At 65.1% G+C, this 20232-nt stretch carries 22 protein-coding genes; 15 read left to right on the top strand and 7 right to left on the bottom strand.

What is annotated here, in order from left to right; genetic code table 11:
• Nucleotides 1-16: 16 nt before the first annotated feature.
• The 13 genes from ACTEK7_RS09835 to ACTEK7_RS09775 all read left to right on the top strand — a co-directional run bounded on the left by ACTEK7_RS09835 (nucleotide 17) and on the right by ACTEK7_RS09775 (nucleotide 11705).
• Nucleotides 17-472 carry a phasin gene (locus ACTEK7_RS09835; RefSeq protein ID WP_036004804.1) on the top strand — a complete coding sequence of 152 codons (456 nt, stop codon included), beginning with the start codon at nucleotides 17-19 and terminating at the stop codon, nucleotides 470-472.
• A 196-nt stretch (nucleotides 473-668) separates the two neighbouring features.
• On the top strand, nucleotides 669-1955 hold the full coding sequence (locus ACTEK7_RS09830) for a DUF445 domain-containing protein (protein ID WP_036004806.1): 1287 nt from the start codon (nucleotides 669-671) through the stop codon (nucleotides 1953-1955).
• Nucleotides 1956-2155: 200 nt separating this feature from the next.
• Nucleotides 2156-2926 (top strand): esterase/lipase family protein, encoded by a 771-nt coding sequence (locus ACTEK7_RS09825; protein ID WP_225146095.1) that lies wholly within the window; start codon nucleotides 2156-2158, stop codon nucleotides 2924-2926.
• A 131-nt stretch (nucleotides 2927-3057) separates the two neighbouring features.
• Nucleotides 3058-3924 (top strand): phenylacetic acid degradation operon negative regulatory protein PaaX, encoded by an 867-nt coding sequence (gene paaX / locus ACTEK7_RS09820; protein ID WP_225146094.1) that lies wholly within the window; start codon nucleotides 3058-3060, stop codon nucleotides 3922-3924.
• A 76-nt stretch (nucleotides 3925-4000) separates the two neighbouring features.
• Entirely contained in the window at nucleotides 4001-4993 is a 993-nt protein-coding gene (gene paaA / locus ACTEK7_RS09815; RefSeq protein ID WP_225146093.1) for a 1,2-phenylacetyl-CoA epoxidase subunit PaaA, read from the top strand.
• Between the two features lie 9 nt (nucleotides 4994-5002).
• Complete coding sequence (paaB, locus tag ACTEK7_RS09810; protein ID WP_015687593.1) at nucleotides 5003-5290, top strand: 1,2-phenylacetyl-CoA epoxidase subunit PaaB; 288 nt, start codon at nucleotides 5003-5005, stop codon at nucleotides 5288-5290.
• Nucleotides 5291-5303: 13 nt separating this feature from the next.
• Nucleotides 5304-6080 carry a 1,2-phenylacetyl-CoA epoxidase subunit PaaC gene (paaC, locus tag ACTEK7_RS09805; protein WP_036004817.1) on the top strand — a complete coding sequence of 259 codons (777 nt, stop codon included), beginning with the start codon at nucleotides 5304-5306 and terminating at the stop codon, nucleotides 6078-6080.
• Nucleotides 6074-6574, top strand: a complete 501-nt coding sequence (paaD, locus tag ACTEK7_RS09800) for a 1,2-phenylacetyl-CoA epoxidase subunit PaaD (protein WP_463671644.1) — start codon at nucleotides 6074-6076, stop codon at nucleotides 6572-6574. The genes paaC and paaD overlap by 7 nt, the downstream gene beginning before the upstream one ends.
• A 2-nt stretch (nucleotides 6575-6576) precedes the next feature.
• Nucleotides 6577-7659 (top strand): 1,2-phenylacetyl-CoA epoxidase subunit PaaE, encoded by a 1083-nt coding sequence (gene paaE, locus ACTEK7_RS09795; RefSeq protein ID WP_036043142.1) that lies wholly within the window; start codon nucleotides 6577-6579, stop codon nucleotides 7657-7659.
• Nucleotides 7660-7760: 101 nt separating this feature from the next.
• Nucleotides 7761-8210, top strand: coding sequence for a hydroxyphenylacetyl-CoA thioesterase PaaI (paaI, locus tag ACTEK7_RS09790; RefSeq protein ID WP_225146092.1), 450 nt, complete (start codon nucleotides 7761-7763; stop codon nucleotides 8208-8210).
• 39 nt (nucleotides 8211-8249) lie between these two features.
• Entirely contained in the window at nucleotides 8250-9581 is a 1332-nt protein-coding gene (gene paaK, locus ACTEK7_RS09785; protein ID WP_036025742.1) for a phenylacetate--CoA ligase PaaK, read from the top strand.
• Between the two features lie 64 nt (nucleotides 9582-9645).
• Nucleotides 9646-10647, top strand: coding sequence for a quinone oxidoreductase family protein (locus tag ACTEK7_RS09780; protein ID WP_225146091.1), 1002 nt, complete (start codon nucleotides 9646-9648; stop codon nucleotides 10645-10647).
• Between the two features lie 2 nt (nucleotides 10648-10649).
• Nucleotides 10650-11705, top strand: a complete 1056-nt coding sequence (locus ACTEK7_RS09775; protein WP_036004835.1) for a YeeE/YedE family protein — start codon at nucleotides 10650-10652, stop codon at nucleotides 11703-11705.
• Here the strand turns inward: ACTEK7_RS09775 and ACTEK7_RS09770 are convergent.
• The gene (locus ACTEK7_RS09770; protein ID WP_225114444.1) at nucleotides 11684-12598 is read right to left on the bottom strand and encodes a DMT family transporter; all 915 of its coding nucleotides are present in this window, start codon (nucleotides 12596-12598) and stop codon (nucleotides 11684-11686) included. The genes ACTEK7_RS09775 and ACTEK7_RS09770 overlap by 22 nt on opposite strands.
• An 83-nt stretch (nucleotides 12599-12681) precedes the next feature.
• Here ACTEK7_RS09770 and pdxR point away from each other — a divergent pair, with 83 nt between their 5' ends.
• Nucleotides 12682-14127 (top strand): MocR-like pyridoxine biosynthesis transcription factor PdxR, encoded by a 1446-nt coding sequence (gene pdxR, locus ACTEK7_RS09765; RefSeq protein WP_225146090.1) that lies wholly within the window; start codon nucleotides 12682-12684, stop codon nucleotides 14125-14127.
• 10 nt (nucleotides 14128-14137) lie between these two features.
• Here the strand turns inward: pdxR and ACTEK7_RS09760 are convergent, their stop codons facing one another.
• From ACTEK7_RS09760 to ACTEK7_RS09745, 4 genes are all read right to left on the bottom strand, one after another.
• On the bottom strand, nucleotides 14138-15361 hold the full coding sequence (locus ACTEK7_RS09760) for a bifunctional alpha/beta hydrolase/OsmC family protein (RefSeq protein WP_225146089.1): 1224 nt from the start codon (nucleotides 15359-15361) through the stop codon (nucleotides 14138-14140).
• A gap of 24 nt (nucleotides 15362-15385) precedes the next feature.
• Nucleotides 15386-16045, bottom strand: a complete 660-nt coding sequence (locus tag ACTEK7_RS09755; protein WP_225146088.1) for a sulfite oxidase-like oxidoreductase — start codon at nucleotides 16043-16045, stop codon at nucleotides 15386-15388.
• 86 nt (nucleotides 16046-16131) lie between these two features.
• On the bottom strand, nucleotides 16132-17355 hold the full coding sequence (locus ACTEK7_RS09750; protein ID WP_225146087.1) for a cytochrome P450: 1224 nt from the start codon (nucleotides 17353-17355) through the stop codon (nucleotides 16132-16134).
• A gap of 56 nt (nucleotides 17356-17411) precedes the next feature.
• On the bottom strand, nucleotides 17412-17621 hold the full coding sequence (locus tag ACTEK7_RS09745) for a ferredoxin (RefSeq protein WP_018648108.1): 210 nt from the start codon (nucleotides 17619-17621) through the stop codon (nucleotides 17412-17414).
• Between the two features lie 140 nt (nucleotides 17622-17761).
• Between ACTEK7_RS09745 and ACTEK7_RS09740 the strand changes: the two genes are divergently transcribed.
• Nucleotides 17762-18409, top strand: coding sequence for a TetR/AcrR family transcriptional regulator (locus ACTEK7_RS09740; RefSeq protein WP_036025733.1), 648 nt, complete (start codon nucleotides 17762-17764; stop codon nucleotides 18407-18409).
• Here ACTEK7_RS09740 and ACTEK7_RS09735 read toward each other — a convergent pair.
• A complete protein-coding gene (locus ACTEK7_RS09735) occupies nucleotides 18406-19044 on the bottom strand; it encodes an aspartate/glutamate racemase family protein (RefSeq protein ID WP_225134095.1) in 639 nt (212 codons plus the stop codon). The two genes, ACTEK7_RS09740 and ACTEK7_RS09735, sit on opposite strands and share 4 nt — an antisense overlap.
• A 168-nt stretch (nucleotides 19045-19212) precedes the next feature.
• Entirely contained in the window at nucleotides 19213-20223 is a 1011-nt protein-coding gene (locus ACTEK7_RS09730; protein ID WP_057027076.1) for an amino acid ABC transporter substrate-binding protein, read from the bottom strand.
• Nucleotides 20224-20232 lie beyond the last annotated feature (9 nt).

Raw genomic sequence — 20232 nt, 5'->3', positions numbered from 1 at the left:
GGATGGAGAGAACCCCATGACCACTGAAACCAACACCGCTTTCGAGGGCTTCAAGGACGCTTTCAAGAACATCCAGAACCTGGAAGTTCCCGAGGCCGCCCGCGAATTCGTCAAGAAGACTGCCAACACCGCCAAGGACCGTGCTGCCGAGGTGTTCGCTGGCTCCGAGCGCGTGACCGCCGCCGTCGAGAACGCGGTGACCGAGTCCATCACCGAGGCCGGCAAGATCAGCCGCAACATCCAGCAGGCGATCTACGAGGACGCCGAGGCGTTCTTCTCGGGCATCGACAAGCTCGCGTCCGCCAAGTCGGTCAGCGAAGCCGTCGAGATCCAGTCGAGCCTGCTCCGCTCCCGCGGCGAAGTGTTCGTCTCGCGCGCCAAGGCGACCGCCGACTATCTCGGCAAGCTCGCCGCCAACGGTGCGAAGTCCGCTCAGGACAATTTCGCCAAGGTCTACAGCAAGACCGCCTGATCTGGCACCTGAGCACAAACTGAATTTGAGGCCCGCTTCGGCGGGCCTTTGTTTTTGCGCCGCCGTCATTGCGAGGAGCTCGCGACAAAATTGCGTAGCAATTTTGCGCTGATGCGACGAACAATCCAAAGTCTTTCCTCTGAAAGATTCTGGATTGCTTCGCTTCGCTCGCAATGACGAGTACTGTGATGCAGTCATGGACTCGTCTGTCACCTTTTCCTTCGACGCCCCCGGCGATGCTGCACGCGCGGCCGAGCTGCGCCGCGTCAAGACGCTGGCGACTTTGGTGCTGGCCGCGACGCTGGCACTGTTCGTCGTCGCGAAATGGCTACTGCCCGTGCATCCCGTGTTCGGCTTCATTGCCGCCTTCGCCGAGGCCGCGACTATCGGCGGGCTCGCCGACTGGTATGCCGTGGTGGCGCTGTTCAAGCGGCCGCTCGGCCTGCCGATCCCGCACACCGCGATCATCCAGAGCAACCAGGCCCGCATCGCCGACAAGCTCGGCGAATTCATCCAGGTGCATTTCCTCGAGGCGGGTCCCGTCGAAGCCAAGCTGAAGGAGATCGATTTCGGCTCCTTCGTCGCCGACTGGTTGCGCGACCGCAAGCGCAGCGACGACCTCGCGCGCTTTGCCCTGCGTCTCTTGCCGGAGGCCGTGTCCGCAACCGAAAGCTCCGGCCTGATGACCTTTATCATCCGCCGCATGTCCTCGCAGCTCCAGGCGATCGACCTTGCGCCGCTCGCGGCCGGCACGCTGCGCGGCTTCGTCGCGGAGGGACGGCACCAGATCCTGTTCGACGATCTCCTGCGCGTGATGCACGAGACCTTGAACCAGACAGAGACGATGGCGATGATCCGCGAGAAGGTGCGCGCGGAATTGCCGACCCTGCTCAAACTCTATCGCGCCGACAAGTTTTTGGTGAACAAGATCGTGGCCTCCGCCACCGCCTTCTTCAACGAAGTGCGCAGCGATCCCAAGCATCCGTTCCGCGGCGAGTTCGACCGCATGGTGCTGAACTTCGTCGACAGGCTCGGCACCGATCAGGCCTATATCGACCGCATCGACGGCCTGAAACGCGATCTCCTGGCGCGGCCGGAGCTTGCCGATCTCGCCCGCACCGTCTGGGCCAACACGCGCTCCTTCATCGAGCGCAGCGCGAGCGGCGAGACGCAGGTGCTGCAACATCATCTCGCCGGGATGTTCGTCTCGGCTGGCGAGGCGCTCGCCGGCGATGCCGAGCTGCGCGGCGAGATCAACAAGGGTCTCGTGACCGTGCTGCGCAGCTTCGTCGCGGACCAGAAGAGCGGCGTCTCCACCTTCATCTCCGATCAGGTCAAGGCGTGGAATATGACGCAGCTGATTTCGCTGATCGAAATCAACATCGGCCGCGACCTGCAATACATCCGCTTCAACGGCTCATTGATCGGCGGGCTCGCCGGGCTCGCGCTCTACACCGTAGAATCCCTGCTTCGATGGTTGTGACTTTTGCGTCACGGCCGTTAGCATTAACGCGCGGACCTATTGTCGCCCCGCGTCTCTCCCGCTTGAATGTCGGGAACCGGCCGCCTAGCTGATTCATGTTGCGCTGCGGAACGATCAAGAAGCCGGCGAGTTGGAATCTGTCTACGCATTTGCCGGCCTCGCCGGCCTCCTTTTCAGCGATTCTTCCCAGGGGACCATTGATGACCGCTACTGCCCAGACGCTGCGCCCGCCGTCCCGCACCTTGATGTTTCTGGAGGGGCGCGCGATCCACGAGTTCGGCGCATTCCTCGGCGCGCTGCCGCTGCTGAGCCTTGCGCCGCGCGGCGATGGGCATCCGGTGCTGGTGCTGCCGGGCCTCGTGGCCTCCGACACCTCCACTGGCGCGCTGCGCACGTTTCTGAGCAGCAAGGGCTATGCAGTGGCTGGTTGGCGCCAAGGCCGCAACTACGGCCTGCGGCCCGGCGTGCAGGATGCGATGCTCGGTCAGATCCGAGAGCTCAACGACACCCACGGCCGCAAGATCAGCTTGGTCGGTTGGAGCCTCGGTGGCATCTATGCGCGCCAGCTTGCCAAGATGGTGCCGGACAGCGTGCGCCAAGTGATCACGCTTGGTAGCCCCTTTGCCGGCGATCCACGCTCGACCAACGCCTGGCGCGTCTATGAATGGGCGAGCGGCCGCAAGGCCGACGAGGTTGATCCGCGTTTCGGCGGCGAGCTTGCCGCTCCGCCGCCGGTGTCGACCACCGCCATCTTCAGCCGTACCGACGGCGTCTGCGCCTGGCAAGGCTGCATGGAGAAGACGGGCGCACAGACCGAGAGCATCGAGGTCGAGAGCAGCCATTGCGGCATGGGCCATCATCCGGCCGCCGTCTATGCCGTAGCCGATCGCCTCGCGCAGAAGGAAGGCCAGTGGCGCCCGTTCGATCGCAGCGGCTGGCGCAGCGTGGTGTATCCCGATCCGCATCGGTAGCGCTCCTCTTCACCTCTCCCTGCAAGCTGGGCGAGGTCGGATTGCATCGGAGATGCGATAGCGGGGAGAAGGAGAAGAGCCGTCGTCCCCCTCCATTGTCGCGCCTGCACCAAACGCGCTAAGCCTGCCGCATGGCGCATCCGCTCTCCCGCATCATCGACCAGCTCAAGCGCGAGCCCTCGCGCACCGGCTCCATCGTCATCACAGTGTTTGGTGATGCCATCGTGCCGCGCGGTGGCTCGGTGTGGCTCGGCACGCTTCTGGAATTCTTCGAAAGCCTCGACATCGACAGCGGCGTGGTGCGCACCGCAATGTCGCGGCTTGCCGCCGACGGCTGGCTGACGCGCGAGAAGGTCGGCCGCAACAGTTTCTATCGCCTGGCCGACAAGGGCCGCCAGACCTTCGAGGCCGCGACGCGCCACATCTACGATCCGCCGCCGTCCGACTGGACCGGACGCTTCGAACTGCTGCTGATCGGCAATAGCGAGGATCGCGAGGCTTCGCGCGAAGCGCTCCGCAATGCCGGCTTCGGCAGCCCTCTGCCGGGCGTATGGGTCGCACCATCGGGCGTTCCGGTGCCGGATGAGGCGGCGGGCGCGATCCGCCTCGAAGTCTCGGCGGAAGACGACAGCGGCCGCCGTCTGCTCAGCGCGAGCTGGCCGCTCGATCGGACCGCCGACGCTTATCTGAAATTCATGAAGACGTTCGAGCCGCTGCGCGCCGCGATCACGCGCGGCACGGATCTGTCCGAGGCCGACGCCTTCACCGCGCGGATCCTCTTGATCCACCATTACCGCCGCGTCGTGCTGCGCGATCCATTGCTGCCCGAGAGCCTGCTGCCGCCGGATTGGCCGGGCAGGGCCGCCCGCGAACTCTGCGGCGAGATCTATCGCGCGCTGCTTGCTCCGTCCGAACAATGGCTCGACAGCCATGGAACCAATGAAAAAGGGCCGTTGCCGCCCGCGCGAAAGCTGCTGGAACGAAGGTTCGGCGCTTGACCATTATGTTACAGAAATATCTTGCATGATGTAAATCTTGTTATATATTCCTTCCCCAATAAGCGGGAGGATGCGCATGTACACCCAGGCGCTGAACACGGCCGAGACCGCTGATCGCGATCTCGAGGACGCAGGCAAAGCTGCGCAATTCCAGGCCCGCGTCGATGCCGAGGAGCGCATCGAGCCGAACGACTGGATGCCCGCGGCCTATCGCAAGACGCTCACCCGCCAGATCTCCCAGCACGCCCATTCGGAAATCGTCGGCATGCTGCCCGAAGGCAACTGGATCACGCGCGCGCCGACCTTGCGCCGCAAGGCCGCGCTGCTCGCCAAGGTGCAGGATGAATGCGGCCACGGGCTCTATCTCTATGCCGCCGCCGAGACGCTCGGCTCCTCGCGCGAGGAGCTGGTCGACGCCATGCTCGCCGGCAAGGCCAAATATTCATCGATCTTCAACTATCCGACGCTGACCTGGGCGGACATCGGCACGATCGGCTGGCTGGTCGACGGCGCCGCGATCATGAACCAGATCCCGCTGTGCCGCTGCTCCTACGGGCCTTATGCGCGCGCGATGATCCGCGTCTGCAAGGAGGAGTCCTTCCACCAGCGCCAGGGTTACGAGATCATGGTGACGCTGTGCCGCGGCTCGGAGGAGCAGAAGGCGATGGCGCAGGACGCGCTGAACCGCTGGTGGTGGCCGGTGCTGATGATGTTCGGTCCGCCCGACGCGACGAGCCAGCACAGCGACACCTCGACGAAGTGGAAGATCAAGCGCTTCTCCAATGACGAGCTGCGCCAGAAGTTCGTCGATGCCACCGTGCCGCAGGCGCAATATCTCGGCCTCACCATTCCCGATCCCGGCATGATTCAGGACGCTGACGGCCACTGGCGCTACAGCGAGATCGACTGGACCGAATTCAAGCAGGTGCTGGCCGGCAACGGCCCGTGCAATCGCGACCGCATGGCCGCGCGCCGCAAGGCACACGAGGAGGGCGCCTGGGTGCGCGAGGCGGCAGCTAGCTATGCCGCCAAGCGCGCCCAGCGTCAGACCGCCCAGGCTGCCGAATAGGAGAGCGATATGGCCACGCCGAACACGCCGCTGTGGGAAGTCTTCATTCGCAGCCGCAACGGGCTCGCGCACAAGCATGTCGGTTCGCTGCATGCAAGCGATGCGACCATGGCGCTGCAGGCCGCCCGCGACATCTACACCCGGCGCGGCGAGGGCCTGTCGATCTGGGTCGTGCCCTCCAGCGCGATCACCGCGAGCGATCCCGCCGAGAAGGGCATGATGTTCGAGCCGGCGGAATCCAAGATCTACCGGCATCCGACATTCTACGAGGTGCCGGAAGAAGTGGGGCACATGTGATGGGGATGATGTGATGTCTTGCGCCAACATCCAGGTCTCCGAAACGCCGCTGGTGCTTTACGCATTGCGCCGCGCCGACGATGCGCTGATCCTCGGTCACAGGCTGTCGGAATGGTGCGGGCATGCGCCGATGCTGGAAGAGGACATGGCACTCTCCAACATCGCGCTCGACCTGATCGGCCAGGCGCGGGAGCTCTACACCTTTGCCGCCAAGGTCGAAGGCAGGGACAACGACGAGGACAAGCTCGCTTACTTGCGCGACGTGCGGCAGTACCGCAATCTTCTCCTAGTCGAGCAACCCAACGGCGATTTTGCCCAGACCCTGGTGCGGCAATTCTTCTATTCCGCCTTCGCCGATCTCTACTGGCGCGCGATGATGAATTCGCGCGATGCGACGCTGGCGGCGATTGCTGCGAAATCGGAGAAGGAGAGCGCCTACCATCTGCGCCATGCCTCGGAATGGATTATCCGGCTCGGCGACGGCACTGAGGAGAGCCACGCGCGCACGCAAGGAGCGATCGATCATCTCTGGGCCTTTACCGGCGAGATGTTTGCCGTCGACGACGGCGAACGCGCGCTGATCCATGCCGGCATTGCCGTCGATCCCGCAAGCTTGCGCGGGCGCTGGCTGGCGACGCTCTCGGACGTCACGCGTGAAGCAACGCTCGCGCTGCCGCAGAACGAGTGGATGCAGCAGGGCGGCCGCTCCGGTCGTCACAGCGAGCATCTCGGCCACCTCCTGTCGGAGCTGCAATCGATGCAGCGGACTTTTCCGGGGCTGACATGGTGATGGTGACCGATGACGCCGCGCTGCGCCAGCGCGCCTGGGACGCCGCCGCCAGCGTGGTCGATCCGGAAATTCCGGTGCTGAGCATTGCCGATCTCGGCGTGCTGCGCGACGTCGTTCTCGACGGCGATCATGTCGAGGTCGCGATCACACCGACCTATTCGGGTTGCCCGGCCATGAACATGATCGCGCTCGAAATCGAGGTTGCGCTGGAGCGCGCCGGTCTTCAACATGCAAAGGTACGGACGGTGCTGTCGCCGGCCTGGACCACGGACTGGTTGACCGAGGACGGACGCAAGAAGCTGCGCGCCTACGGCATCGCGCCGCCGCAAGCTTCAAACTCGCGCCGCGCGCTGTTCGGCGATCAGACGGTGGCGTGCCCGCAATGCGGCTCGGACAAGACCGAGCTGCTGTCCGAATTCGGCTCGACCTCCTGCAAGGCGCTCTGGCGCTGCAAGGCCTGCCGCGAACCCTTCGACTATTTCAAGTGCCATTGACCATGTCCGCAGCCGCACCGCGCTTCCATCGCCTCGCCGTCAGGGACCTCCGCCGCGAGGCCACGGACGCCGTCTCGATGACCTTTGCCATCCCCAACGAACTCGCCGGCGATTACGCCTTCACGCCCGGCCAGTATCTGACGCTGCGCGCCACGCTCGACGGCGAAGAGGTGCGCCGCTCCTATTCGATCTGCTCCGGCCCTGACGACGGCGAGATCCGTATCGCCGTCAAGAAGGTCGATGGCGGCGCATTTTCGAGCTGGGCCGCCGAAGATCTCAAATGCGGCGACGAGCTCGACGTGATGACGCCGACCGGCCGCTTCGGTCTGGTCCCGCCGACAGATCGTGCGCGCGTTCATGTCGGCTTCGCCGCCGGCTCCGGCATCACGCCGATCCTGTCGATCGTGAAGGGCGTGCTCGCGCGCGAGCCGGGCAGCCGCTTCTTTTTGTTCTACGGCAACCGCACCACCGACAACATCATGTTCCTCGAAGCGCTCGAGGAGCTCAAGGACCGCTTCATCGATCGTCTCTCGATCTTTTACGTGCTCTCCGGCGAGGAGCAGGACATTCCGATCCTGCATGGCCGGCTCGACGGCGACAAGGTGAGGGTGCTGCTCCGCGCGCTGGTGCCGGCGGCCAGCGTCGATCACGTCTTCATCTGCGGTCCTCTTGGCATGAGCGAGGACATCGAGGCGACCTGCCGCGATCTCGGCATCGCCGACGAGCGCATCCATGTCGAGCGCTTCGTTTCCGAGTTCGGCGGCAAGCCGCGGCCGAAAAAGGCGGTTGCGCCCGACGCGCCGCCGAAGGCGATCGCCTCGCTGATCATCGACGGCAAGCGCCGCGACGTGCCCGTCGCCGAGGACGAGGCCATCCTCGATGCCGCGCTGCGCGCCGGCGTCGATCTGCCCTTCGCCTGCAAGGGCGGGATGTGCTCGACCTGCCGCGCCAAGCTGGTCGAAGGCGAGGCGCCGATGGACATCAACTATTCGCTGGAACCGTGGGAGCTCGAGGCCGGTTTTGTTCTCACCTGCCAGGCCAAGCCGTCCACCGAGCGTGTCGTGGTCGATTATGATCATGTCTGATCAGGCGTTCTGCGGCTCCGCAATGCAAATGCGTCGCAATATTTGACAGAGTGAGCCAACCAGAACAACATCATGAGCAACCGTCTGGCCGGGAGAAGCGCGTGAACGTCAAAGCCGCCCTGTCGCCTGAGGATATTGCCCGTGCCTGCGCCGAGGCGATGTGGGCCGAGGACGATGCCTCCAAGGGTCTCGGCATGGAGATCGTCGAGATCGGCCCGGGCTTTGCGACGCTCGCCATGACGGTGCGGCCTGATATGGTCAACGGCCAGCGCATCGCCCATGGCGGCTTCATCTTCACGCTCGCCGATTCCGCCTTCGCGTTCGCCTGCAACTCGCACAATGAGCGCGTCGTCGCGGCGCAGGGCCAGATCACTTTCATCAAGCCCGGCAAGCTTGGCGATCGTCTCATCGCAAGAGCGCGGGAGATCACCCGCGGCGGCCGCTCCGGCATCTACGACGTGCGTGTCACGGTGGGCGAGGTCGTCATCGCGGAATTCCGCGGACATTCCCGCGTCATTCCCGGCAAATGGCTGCCGGCGCAAGATCAATAAAACCAAACAAAAAAGAACAGGCAATGTGGGGAAACGAGGATGGCTCTGACGAGGCTCAAGGAAGGTGGCAACGCCTATAGCGCCGAGATGGATGCGCATGAGCGCGCCTCGCGCGGCGAGATCATGGCGCTGCAGAAGCAGCGGTTGGCGTGGTCGCTGAAGCACGCCTACGACAACGTCGCGCATTACCGCAAGGCGTTCGACAAAGCGGGCGTGCATCCGTCCGACTTTCGCGAGCTCTCTGATCTCGCCAAATTCCCGTTCACGGTCAAGACGGACCTGCGCGACAATTATCCCTTCGACATGTTCGCCGTGCCGCGCGAAAAGCTGGTGCGGGTGCATGCCTCATCCGGCACGACCGGAAAGCCGATCGTGGTCGGCTATACGCAGCGCGACATCGACACCTGGTCCGAGGTGATGGCGCGCTCGATCCGCGCCGCCGGCGGCCGCACCGGCATGATCATCCACAATGCGTATGGCTATGGACTCTTCACCGGCGGTCTCGGCGTGCACTACGGCGCCGAGAAGCTTGGCTGCACGGTTGTCCCCATTTCCGGGGGCATGACCGAGCGGCAGGTGCAGCTCATCAATGATTTCCGGCCCGACATCATCACGGTGACGCCGAGCTACATGCTGGCGATCCTCGACGAGTTCAAGCGCCAGAAGCTTGATCCGCGCCAGTGTTCGCTCAAGATCGGCATCTTCGGCGCGGAACCCTGGACCAACGCGATGCGCGCCGAGATCGAGGACGCCTTCGACATGGACGCGACCGACATCTATGGCCTGTCCGAGGTGATCGGCCCGGGCGTCGCTCAGGAATGCATCGAGACCAAGGATGGCCTGCACATCTGGGAGGATCATTTCTACCCGGAAGTGATCGACCCCGAGACCGGCGCGGTGCTGCCCGACGGCGAGAAGGGCGAGCTGGTCTTCACGTCGCTCACCAAGGAAGCCTTTCCGGTGATCCGCTATCGAACCCGCGACCTGACGCGGCTGCTGCCGGGAACGGCACGGCCGGGCATGCGGCGGATGGAGAAGGTGACCGGGCGCTCGGACGACATGATCATCCTGCGCGGCGTCAATCTGTTCCCGACCCAGATCGAGGAGGTGCTGCTCGCGACCGACTGGTGCGGCGGCCATTTCATCCTCGAGCTCACCCGGGAAGGCCGCATGGACGAGCTCACCATCATCGCCGAGGCGCGGCCCGAGAGCTGGGACGGCCGCGGCCTCGTCGACCATGCGGATCGAATTTCGACCCACATCAAGAATACGATCGGCGTCAGCTCCAGGGTGCAGGTAGTTGCGCCGGCCACGCTGGAGCGCTCGCTCGGCAAGGCCAAGCGGCTCTTCGACAAGCGGCCAAAGGACTGACCGGACGGATTGACTCGACCGGCGCCAGAGGCGACAAGGCCCGCGAGAAATCGCGGGTCTTTTCATGTCAGCCGATGCCAAAACCGTCGAAGCGCGCTGTGTGCGCCTCAGCGCCAAAGCTGAAAATGCCGCTGCGCTTGCGCCGACAATTGAGCGGCAGATGCTTGCGCGCGGGCCGAACGATCTTCTGATCGAGGTGAAGGCTGCCGCGGTCAATCCCTCCGACGTCAAGGCTGCGACCGGGCTGATGCCCTATGCCGTGTTCCCCCGGACCCCCGGCCGCGACTATGCCGGCGTGGTGATTGACGGGCCCGCCGCCACCATTGGGAACGAAGTGTTCGGCTCGTCCGGGGACCTCGGCATTCGTCGTGACGGCACTCATGCGAGCCATCTCGTGGCCGAAGCCGATGCGGTCGTGGAGAAGCCGAAGACTGTGTCCTGGGAGGAGGCCGCCGGCATCGGCGTGCCCTTCGTGACCGCGATGGAAGGCTTTCGCAGGGCGGGCGTGCCGAAGCGCGGCGAGACCGTTCTGGTTTTCGGGGTGAATGGCAAGGTCGGTCAGGCCGCGGTGCAGATCGCGACCTGGCAGGGCGCGCGCGTGATCGGTGTGGTGCGCAGGGCGGAAGCCTATGAAGGCCACACCAACGCGCCCATCGAGGTGATCGACGCCTCCGCCACCGAAATCGCCGCGCGCGTGCACGAATTGACCGGCGGCAAGGGCGCCGACGTCGTCTTCAACACGGTCGGCGATCCCTATTTCCAGGCCGCGCACAAATCGCTCGCGCTTCGCGGCCGCCAAATCCTGATCGCCGCGATCGACCGCGTCGTGCAGTTCAACATCCTCGAATTCTATCGGGGCCAGCACACTTATGTCGGCATCGACACGCTGGGTCTATCCTCGGCCGCGACGGGTGCGGTGCTGCGCGACATCGGGCCGGGTTTTGCGAGCGGCCATCTGAAGCCGTTTCCGATCAGGGCGAATGCGATCTATCCGCTGGAGCGCGCGAAGGAAGCGTATGTTGCGGTCGCCGGCTCCTCGCGTGACCGGGTGATCCTGAAGCCGTAACCATGGAATCCACGCAACTCGTTATCCTCGCCGGCCTGGCCATCGGTCTCGTCTACGGTGCCGTTGGCCTGCTCAGCGGTTTCTGCCTGATGAGCAGCATGCGCGGGTTACTGGCTGAGGGCGACGGGCGGCTGGTGCGGACCTACGCGCTCGCAATCGCTGTTGCGATCGCCGCGAGCCAGTTCCTCGCCGGCAGCGGCACGGTCGATCTCGGCAAGTCGATCTATCTGCAGCAATCGTTTTCGCCGGCGGTGCTGTTCCTCGGCGGCCTGCTGTTCGGCTACGGCATGGTGCTTTCGAACGGCTGCGGCTCGCGGGCGCTGGTGCTGCTCGGCCGCGGCAATCTCCGCTCCTTCGTGGTCGTGATCGTGCTCGCGATTGCCGCGCAGATGACGCTGAAGGGCCTCATCGCACCGGCGCGCATTGCGCTGGTCCAGGCAACGCAAGCCACGGCTCCTGCCAATTCGCTGCCGTCGTTGCTGGCGACGCTCGGCTTCACGGAATCGCTTTCACGCGCGCTCGCCGCGGCCGCGACAACCGTCGCGCTGAGCCTGTTCGCTTTCGCGCATCCTGCGTTCCGTCGCTCGCCCGGTCAGGTCGTAGCGGGCATCATTGTGGGCCTCCTCGTCGCCGGCGGCTGGCTGGCCACCGGCTATCTCGGTGCCGACGACTTCAATCCGGTCCCCGTGACCTCCCTTACGTTCGTCGCGCCGATCGCCGATAGCCTGCAATATGCCATGCTCTCGACTGGACTGACGCTCAACTTCGGCATCGCGACGGTGGCCGGCGTCTTCGCCGGCAGTCTGGTGACGGCACTCGCAACTGGCCGCTTCAAGCTCGAAGGCTATTCCTCGCCGCGCCACATGCTCCGCTCAGGGACCGGTGCCGCGCTGATGGGGATCGGCGGCGTGATGGCGTTCGGCTGCTCGATCGGGCAGGGGCTCACCGGCGTGTCTACGCTCGCGCTGGGATCGTTCGTCGCGGCTGCCGGCATCCTGCTCGGCACCGCGGCGGGCCTGCGCGGGGTTCTGCGGGTTCAGCCTCTCGCGGTGGCCTGACTGCGCAACAACCGATCGCCCAGCGTCGCAAGGCCGATGCCGGAGACGATCAGCGCGGCCGCGACGGCAAGGCTCGCGTCGATGGGTTCACCCAGAAGGATCGCAGCGCTGGCGATGCCGACCAGCGGTGTCCCGGTGGTGCCGAGCGACGTCGTCAGGGCTGAGATGCTCTTGTTGACCATCGACATCGCCCAATAAGCCAGGACCGTTCCGACCAGGCCCGAATAGAGAAACAACAATACGCGCCTCCACGACCACTCCACATGCGGGAGGCCATCCACAGCTGTCGCGCCGACCGACAGCACGATCGTTGCCACGAGCACCTGCCAAAGCAAAAGCTGAAGCGGAGATCCGATCCAGCGATGCGCGCGGATATAGATGATGTTCGCAGCCCAAGAGATCGCGGCCAGGATGACCATGCCGGCGCCGAGCAGCACGTTTGGGTTGGTCCAGTCGATCGAGGATGGATTCAGGATGACGGCAAGGCCGATCAGCCCGAGCAGAGCGCCGGCGAGCTTCGGCGCCGTCAGCGTGTCCTTGCCGAAAAGGGGCGCGGCGAGTGCGACCCAGAGCGGCGTGGTGTAGCCGAGCACGATGCCCTTGCTTGCGGGCAGGAAGCGAAGGCCGCTGGCAACCAGGATCGAGAACAGCGTCATATGCAGCAGCGCCACGCTCAGGATCACGGGAAAGTCGCGTCGCTCCGGGATCACGAGATTGTTGCTCAGTCCGAGCAGCACGAACAATCCAGCCAGCGCGATCCAACTCCGGATTGCCGCGCTCCACAACGGCGGGACGAACTGCACGAGCTGCTTGGTCACCGACCAATTCACGCCCCAGGCCAGCACCACGATGAGGAACAGGCCGATGGCCGCACGGGGTGACAGGGTGTTCATGTCGCAGGTCCTTGAAGCAGTCCGAGCCGCCGGATAGCATCCCGACTGGCATTTGAAAAAGTGCCAGATTGGAGAAGAAGAGAGTGCCAGTATCCGACACGACGATCTCCGCGTTGATCGAGCTGAAGCGGACCGATGGCGAGGGGCTGGTGGCGCAACTGACGAGCCAGCTGCGAGGCCTGATCGCGACCGGCCGCCTCGGCAAAGGCCGCGTGCTGCCGTCGAGTCGACGGCTTGCGAGCGATCTCGGCGTCTCGCGCAACACCGTCACATACGCGTTCGAGCAGCTCGCGGCCGAGGGATATGTCGCAGCGTCTCATGGCCGCCGTCCCGTGGTCATGATCGACGGCCACGAACGCATCGAACGGGGCGCCGTCGCAGCGGGCGAATGCGTCGGCAAACTGCGGCTCTCGCCTTGGGCTACGAAGCTCCAGCAGGCCGACTGGCCGATGTCTTATCGGGGGGAGCTCAAACCGCTGCGCCCGGGGCTGGGCGATTTCAGGGAGTTTCCGAACGAGGTCTGGGCACGCTGCCTGCGCCGCAGTGCCGTGCATGCAGGCAGGCGCGAGCTGGGACCGGTCAACCGGCTGCGCCTGCGGGAGGCGCTGACGCATTATCTGGCGACGAACCGGGACGTCCGCGCCACGGCGGAGCAGATCATGATCCTGCCGAGCGCGCAGGCCGCGCTGACCTTGATTGCTGCCACACTCATTTCACCGGGCGATCATGTATGGGTTGAAGACCCCGGCTATCCCGGCGCGGCGGCTGCCTTTCACGCATCCGGCGCGCGCCTGACCGGCATCAGCCTGGATGAACAGGGCATGCAGCGAATGCCAGGCCTTGGAGCTCCCAGGCTGATCTTCATGACGCCGTCGCATCAGCACCCAACCGGCCGGTTGATGTCGCTAGCCCGTCGAACCGAGTTTCTCGCGGCAAGCCGGCCCGGCAGGACCTGGATCGTCGAGGACGATTACGACGGCGAATTCCACTACGACAGCCGGCCGGTGCCGGCCTTGCAGGGGTTAGATGCCCATGGCCGTGTGTTCTATGTCGGCACATTCTCGAAGGCGATGAGGTCGGACATCCGGCTCGGCTATCTGGTCGCGCCGGCGGCGCTGGTCAGCACCTTGGAGATCGCGCAGCAGCACATGGGACTGATCGCCGCCAGCCACATTCAGGAGGCGCTGGCCGAATTCATCGCCGATGGGCACTTCCTCGCGCATCTGCGCCGCATGCGCCGGCTCTATCACGCGCGCCGCGATCATCTTGTCGAGGAGCTGCAGCGGCATCTCGGTGGCATGCTCTTGGTCGAGGTGCCCCCCGGCGGTATCCAGCTCGTCGCCCGTCTCGAGCGCGGCCGCACTGATCGGGCGGCGGTGAAGCGGCTGGTCGAGGCGGGCGTCGAAACGCGCGCCTTGTCCAGCCTAGCGCTCGGCAAGCCGCGCGATCACGGCCTGCTGCTCGGCTTTGCGGCGTGGCGCGAAAACGAGATCAGCGCGGCCGTGCGCACGATGGCGTCGTGCTTCTAGCGGGGCATCGCTACTCCACCGCTTTCGTCACGATCCGGATCTCCGATGTCAGCGTCCGGTGCACCGGGCACTTGTCGGCGATCTCCATCAGCTTCTTGCGCTGCTCGGCATCGAGGGCGCCGTCGATCGCGATGTCGCGCTCGATCTGGTCGAGCATGCCCTCGCGGGTCTCGCACTCCGCACAATCCTTGGCGTAGATCTTGGAATGCTTCAGCGTGACCGTGACGCGGTCGAGCGGCAGCGACTTGCGGTCGGCATAGAGACGCATGGTCATCGAGGTGCAGGCACCTAAGCCGGCGAGCAGGAAATCGTACGGGCCGGGCCCGGCATCCGCGCCGCCGGCTGCAATGGGCTCGTCCGCCACCAGATGATGCGGGCCGACGATGATGGTCTGGTTGAACTTGCTCTTGCGGGTCTCCTGCACCACGACCTTCCGCGGCTCCTCCGGCAGATCCATCGCCTTTGCGGGCGTCGCTGCATCGACGTAACGGCTGGCCCAAGCCACGATCACGTCGGCGGCGTAGAGCGCGTCGGCAGGCTTGGTCAGAAGATGATCGGCATGGTCGAGCGAGACGAAGCTCTTGGGGTGTCTTGCTGCAACGAAGAGCTTCGTTGCGTTGTCGATGCCGACGGTATCGTCGAGGGGCGAATGCATCACCAGCAGCGCCTTGTGCAGGCCGGTGACGTCCTTCATCAGCTCGTGCTCGGCGATGTCGTCGAGGAATTCGCGCTTGATCCGGAACGGGCGTCCCGCGAGCGAGACTTCGACCTCGCCTTGCGCGCGGATGTTGTCGAGATGCTCCCTGAACAGGCCGGTGACGTGGGCGGGATCCGAGGGCGCCGCGATGGTGGCCACCGCTCGTGCCTCGGGAATTTGTCCGGCAGCGGCTAGGATCGCGGCGCCACCCAGGCTATGGCCGATCAGGATCGAAGGCGCCTTGCGGGTCTCGCGCAGATGATCGGCCGCGCGCACGAGATCGGCAACGTTGGAGGAGAACGTCGAATTGGCGAAATCACCGCCGCTGGAGCCGAGCCCGGTGAAGTCGAAGCGCAGCACCGCGATGCCCTTGGCGGCGAGCGCGACCGAGATGCGCTTTGCCGCCAGCGTGTCCTTGCCGCAGGTGAAGCAGTGCGCGAACAGCGCGAACGCCGCGGGCTCGCCGTCAGGCAGCTCCAGCGCGGCCGCGAGCTGGTGGCCGCCTTCGCCGGTGAATTGAAAGCGTTCCGTCGGCATGGGCTTCCCCCGTCTTGCTCGAACCTAATCGCCCGAATAGCGCTGCTCGGCCCAGGGATCACCGCGGTTATGATAGCCGCGGACTTCCCAGAAGCCCGGCGCGTCCTCGGTCAGGAATTCGATGGCCTGGAGCCATTTCGCGCTCTTCCAGAAATAGAGGTGCGGCACGACCAGCCGCACCGGGCCGCCATGCTCCTCCGTCAGCGGCTGGCCGGACCAGCTGTGGGCGAGCAGCGCGTCCTCGGCGGCAAAATCCTCCAGCGCGAGATTGGTGGTGTAACCGTCATAGGAATGCAGCACGACGAAGCGGGCATCCTCGCGCGGCTGGCAGGCCGCCAGCAGCTCACGCGTGGCGAGCCCTTCCCATTCGTTGTCATAGCGCGACCAGGTCGTGACGCAATGGATGTCTGAGGTGAACCGGGACTGCTTCTGCGCGGCGAATTCGGCAAAGGTCCAGAACACGGGGGTCTCGACCGCGCCATAGACGTCGAGCCGCCAGCGCTCGCGCGAGACCGGCGGCGTGACCCCGAGATCGAGCACCGGCCAGTCCTTGGTGAGGTGCTGCCCGGGTGGAAGCCTTTGATCCTCCGGGCGTGTCATCTTGCCGGTGAGAAAGCGGCCCTCGCGCGCCCACTTCTCCTTGGTGCGCGTCAGCTTGCTGTCGGATGGCGTCTCGTCGGTCATGGCCTGTGCTCGTGGCGATGCATGGCGGAGGCGTGCTTGGTGTCGCGCCCGCCATGAAAGGCCTGTCCGCTTCCTTTGGGAAGGCCTTACATCGCCTTTCCGAGCAAAAATGGCAACTGGCGGGGGCCGCGCACCGTTCCTTGCGACCAAGTCACAGTGCCTGCCGGATCGAGCCGGAAGTCGGGAATCCGCTTCAGCCATTCCTCCAGCGCCACCTGCATTTCCATGCGCGCGAGGTTGGAACCGACGCAGCGGTGGATGCCGAGGCCGAAGGCCGCATGGCGGTTCTCGCGCCGGTCGATCACGACTTTGTCAGCGTCCGGAAACATCTTGGGGTCGCGGTTGGCTGCCGGGAACGACAGCAGCACCATGTTGCCCGGCTTGACCGGACAGCCGGATACCGTGGTCTCCTTGACCACTTCACGCGCCATCGTCACCGGCGAATAGGCGCGCAGCAGCTCCTCCACGGCTGTCGGGATCAGTCCGGGCTCGGCGATCAGCCGCTCGCGGTCGGCCGGCGTCTTCGCAAGATGCCAGAGCGAGGAGCCGATCGCGCTCCAGGTGGTGTCGATGCCGGCGATCAGCAGCAGGCGCAGCGAGCCCATCACATGGGTGTCCTCGAGCGGATTGCCGTTCTTGTCCCTGGCGTTCATCAGGTAGGAGATCAGATCGTCGGTGGGCTTGCTCTTGCGCGCTTCGATGTGGCCGCCGAAATAGGCCGTCATCTCCTGCACGGCCTGGAGCAGCTTGCTCTCGTCCTTGATGCCGAGCTCGAGGATCATGTGGATCCAATTGATGAAAAGGTCGCTGTCGCTCTCGGGAATACCGAGCATGTGCGCGATCGCCCGAACCGGGATGTGCTTGGTGTAGCGCGCCGCAGCGTCCACCCTCTGCTCGGCGATGAAGTCGTCGATCAGCTCGTTGCAGATGGCGCGGACGCGCGGCTCGAGCTTCTTCATCGCGTCCGGGGTGAACGGCGGCAGCAGCAATTGCTTGGCCGGCTTGTGCTCGGGCGGATCGGAGGTGATCGGCGGGGCTGCGTTCCTGCTGGTGATTTCCGGCCGTACGTCGCGGACGATGATGCGGCGGGAGGAGAAGTGCTCGGTGTCGTTGGCGATCTCGCGCACGGCCTCATAGGTCGTCGGCAAATAGCAGCCGAGGAAGCGTTTCGTGTGCACCACGGGGCTTACGGCTCGCAGCTCGTCCCAGATCGGGAACGGGTCCTCGGTCCATTGCGGATCGGTGTGGTCGAAATCATGAACCCAGTCGGTGACGGGCGGATGGGCGACAGGCTGGTCGACGTCGGACATGGCAGGGAATCCCTTGGCTCGTATTCGCTGAACGCAGCGGGGCGGCAACGGCCGCACTATTCCTCGATCACATCGATTGCGATTTCCGGGCAGTTGGATTTCGCAAGCCAGGCCTTGTCCTCAAGTCCCGGAGGGACGGTGCCGTCACCAGCTTCGTGCGCGTTGCCGTATTCGTCGAGCTCGAAAAGCTCCGGCGCGAGCGCCTTGCAGCGGGCATGGCCCTGGCATTTGTCGGGATCGACGTGAACCTTCAGTCGCTCTGCCATTCTCGGCTTCCTTTGGTCGTGTGCGCGCGAGGGCCCGAAGGCGGCGCGTTTTCCTCATCTCGGTTCTATTTAAGTTATATACTATTACATTCGCGGCGGGCTTCCCTTGTCAAGCGGGAACTTGTAGGCTTCGCCCCGACATGCGTTCACGACCAGCCCGAAAGCCCGCGAAGACCTACCACCATGGCGATCTTCGCGATGCGCTGATCGAGGCCGCGCTGCAAGAGGCGGAGCGGGGCGGCGCGGAGGCGATCAGCATCAAGGCGCTTGCCAAGAAGCTCGGGGTCTCGCAGCCGGCGCCATACCGGCATTTTGCCGACCGCGAGGCGCTGCTCGCCGCCGTCACCGCGCAAGCATTCCGGCAGCTCTCGGCGCTCTTGCGTGATGCGATGGCAAAGCCGTCGCAGCAATCGAAGCTCTCGCGGCTCGCACAGGCGACGCTCGATTTCGGCTTGCGCCGGAATGGCATCTACCGCCTGATGTTCGCCTCGCGCACGGTGTCCTGCGCGGCCAAGGGCAGCGAGCTGCACGAGGCAACGCGGGAGACCTTTGCGCTCGTCATCGAAGCTCTGGAAGCGCCCGCCGTGGGCTATTTGCGCGAACGGCAGGCGCTCAAGATCTGGGCGGCGCTACACGGCGTGGTGATGCTGGCCGAGCAGGGCCTGTTCACGGGCGAGGCGGCGCATGCCACGCGCGAGGAGCTGGTCGAGGATTTCGTCAACGAGACGAAGGCTGCGCTTGCGGTCGCGATCAAGGATGCGCGACGTCGGACCAAGGCCGGCGCTTAACCCTTCGCCTTCAGCAGCTTCATCAGCTTTTCGACCGCGCTGTCCGGCGTGGTCACGACGGGGCGGCCGGCGGCCTCCGCGACCAGCGGCGCCGTCGCGGCGATGCTGAATTGCGCCAGCGCGATGACGTCGCAATCGCGCAAGCTCCGTGAGGCCTCCGCGATCAGCCGGTCATGCGTGGCGCGGTCGCCGCGGTCGAGCGCGGCCAGCGCGCCGTCGGCGAGCTTCGGCACCACCTCGACGGAGGCGGGAAACTCGGGCGGCATCGACGCCAGCGTCGGCGGAAAGGTCGAGAGCAGGCCGATGCGCCGGCCCATGGTCACCGCCCTGTCGATCATGGCCTCGTTCGGCTTCAGCACCGGCATCGGCGCATGCGCGCGCGCGACGGCCTCGATGCACGGGCCGAAGGCGGAGCAGGTGAACAGGATTCCATCCGCTCCCGTCGCCGCTGCATAGTCGCCGAGCGCGAGGAACCGTTCCGTCATGGCATCGTTGAGTTGCCCGTCGCGGGCGAGATCCGCCGAGAGACTGTCGTCAAGCAGGTTCATCAGCCGCGCCTCGGGCCACGCCTGCGCAAACGCTGCCTCGATCGGGGCGATGGAATGCTTGAGGGCGTGGATAAGGGCGATGCGCATGGGGGGCTCGATGCTTCTTCTCCCTCTCCCCGTTCTTACGGGGAGAGGGTCGGGGGTGAGGGGCTCTCTCGGCACAAAAAGGTGAGAGTTGGACGCGCGGAAACTCCCCCTCACCCGGATTGCTGCGCAATCCGACCTCTCCCCGCAAGCGGGGAGAGGTGAACTCCCTTACTTGAACGGAATGGCGTACATCAAGCCGCCTTTGCTCCAGAGCCCGTTGAGGCCGCGATCGAGCTTGAGCGGGCTGGCCTTGCCGACATTGCGCTCGAAAATCTCGCCGTAGTTGCCGCCGGCCTTGATCGCCTTGACCAGCCATTTGTTGTCGAGCCCGAGCCGCGAGCCGAGGTCGCCGCTGGCCCCCAGCAGCCGCTGGATCGCAGGCGTTTGCGACTTCGTCATCTCCTCGACATTGGCTTGCGTGACGCCGAGCTCCTCGGCCTCGATCAGGCCGTAATGCAGCCAGGCGATGATGTCGCTCCAGACCTCGTCGCCATTGCGGGTGAAGGGTCCGAGCGGCTCCTTGCTGATGGTCTGCGGCAGCACAATGTAGTCGGCTGCGTTCGGCGCGGCCGTGGTCACCGCGCCGGCGAGGGCCGAAGCGTCCTGGGTCATCGCATCGCAGCGGCCGCCGAAGAAGGTCTGGTACATGGTGTCGACGCGGTCGAACACCAGGGGCTTCCAGTCGATGCCGTTGGCGCGGCCGTAATCGCCGAGCGTGACCTCGTGCGTGGTGCCCTGCGCGACGCAGACGGTGGCGCCCTTGAGGTCCTTCAGCTCCTTGACGCCGAGGTCCTTCTTCACGACAAAGCCCTGGCCGTCGTAGAAGTTGATCGGACCCTGCCGCAGGCCCAGCGTCGCGCCGCGCAAATAGGTCTGCGTCGAGTTGCGATAGAGCACGTCGATCTCGCCCGATTGCAGGGCGGTGAAGCGGTTCTGAGCCGTCAGCGAGACGTAGCGCACCTTGGTAGGATCGCCGAGCACGCCGGCCGCCAGCGCGCGGCAATAATCGACGTCGAGACCCCTGTAATTGCCTTGCGAGTCCGGCGCCGAGAAGCCGGCAAAACCGGCACTGACGCCACACACCAGCGTGCCGCGGCTCTTCACCGTATCGAGCGTCGCTGCCGCTGCGATCATCGTCGATGCCGCGAGCAGGCCCGCTGCGATAACCACTTTCCTCATACTACTCTC

This window comes from Bradyrhizobium sp. JHI2711, assembly GCF_056156565.1.
This window is presented reverse-complemented; position numbering and strand designations above follow the sequence as displayed.

Bases quoted from the DNA above. Each gene is read 5' to 3' on its own strand.
- ACTEK7_RS09775 (WP_036004835.1), top strand. From the start codon at position 10,650: ATGGAATCCACGCAACTCGTTATCCTCGCCGGCCTGGCCATCGGTCTC.
- ACTEK7_RS09730 (WP_057027076.1), bottom strand. From the start codon at position 20,223: ATGAGGAAAGTGGTTATCGCAGCGGGCCTGCTCGCGGCATCGACGATG.
- paaB (WP_015687593.1), top strand. From the start codon at position 5,003: ATGGCCACGCCGAACACGCCGCTGTGGGAAGTCTTCATTCGCAGCCGC.
- ACTEK7_RS09755 (WP_225146088.1), bottom strand. From the start codon at position 16,045: ATGACCGACGAGACGCCATCCGACAGCAAGCTGACGCGCACCAAGGAG.
- ACTEK7_RS09780 (WP_225146091.1), top strand. From the start codon at position 9,646: ATGTCAGCCGATGCCAAAACCGTCGAAGCGCGCTGTGTGCGCCTCAGC.
- paaX (WP_225146094.1), top strand. From the start codon at position 3,058: ATGGCGCATCCGCTCTCCCGCATCATCGACCAGCTCAAGCGCGAGCCC.
- ACTEK7_RS09825 (WP_225146095.1), top strand. From the start codon at position 2,156: ATGACCGCTACTGCCCAGACGCTGCGCCCGCCGTCCCGCACCTTGATG.
- paaD (WP_463671644.1), top strand. From the start codon at position 6,074: ATGGTGATGGTGACCGATGACGCCGCGCTGCGCCAGCGCGCCTGGGAC.
- paaK (WP_036025742.1), top strand. From the start codon at position 8,250: ATGGCTCTGACGAGGCTCAAGGAAGGTGGCAACGCCTATAGCGCCGAG.
- ACTEK7_RS09830 (WP_036004806.1), top strand. From the start codon at position 669: ATGGACTCGTCTGTCACCTTTTCCTTCGACGCCCCCGGCGATGCTGCA.
- ACTEK7_RS09835 (WP_036004804.1), top strand. From the start codon at position 17: ATGACCACTGAAACCAACACCGCTTTCGAGGGCTTCAAGGACGCTTTC.
- ACTEK7_RS09770 (WP_225114444.1), bottom strand. From the start codon at position 12,598: ATGAACACCCTGTCACCCCGTGCGGCCATCGGCCTGTTCCTCATCGTG.
- paaE (WP_036043142.1), top strand. From the start codon at position 6,577: ATGTCCGCAGCCGCACCGCGCTTCCATCGCCTCGCCGTCAGGGACCTC.
- paaA (WP_225146093.1), top strand. From the start codon at position 4,001: ATGTACACCCAGGCGCTGAACACGGCCGAGACCGCTGATCGCGATCTC.
- ACTEK7_RS09750 (WP_225146087.1), bottom strand. From the start codon at position 17,355: ATGTCCGACGTCGACCAGCCTGTCGCCCATCCGCCCGTCACCGACTGG.
- ACTEK7_RS09740 (WP_036025733.1), top strand. From the start codon at position 17,762: ATGCGTTCACGACCAGCCCGAAAGCCCGCGAAGACCTACCACCATGGC.
- paaC (WP_036004817.1), top strand. From the start codon at position 5,304: ATGTCTTGCGCCAACATCCAGGTCTCCGAAACGCCGCTGGTGCTTTAC.
- ACTEK7_RS09760 (WP_225146089.1), bottom strand. From the start codon at position 15,361: ATGCCGACGGAACGCTTTCAATTCACCGGCGAAGGCGGCCACCAGCTC.
- ACTEK7_RS09745 (WP_018648108.1), bottom strand. From the start codon at position 17,621: ATGGCAGAGCGACTGAAGGTTCACGTCGATCCCGACAAATGCCAGGGC.
- ACTEK7_RS09735 (WP_225134095.1), bottom strand. From the start codon at position 19,044: ATGCGCATCGCCCTTATCCACGCCCTCAAGCATTCCATCGCCCCGATC.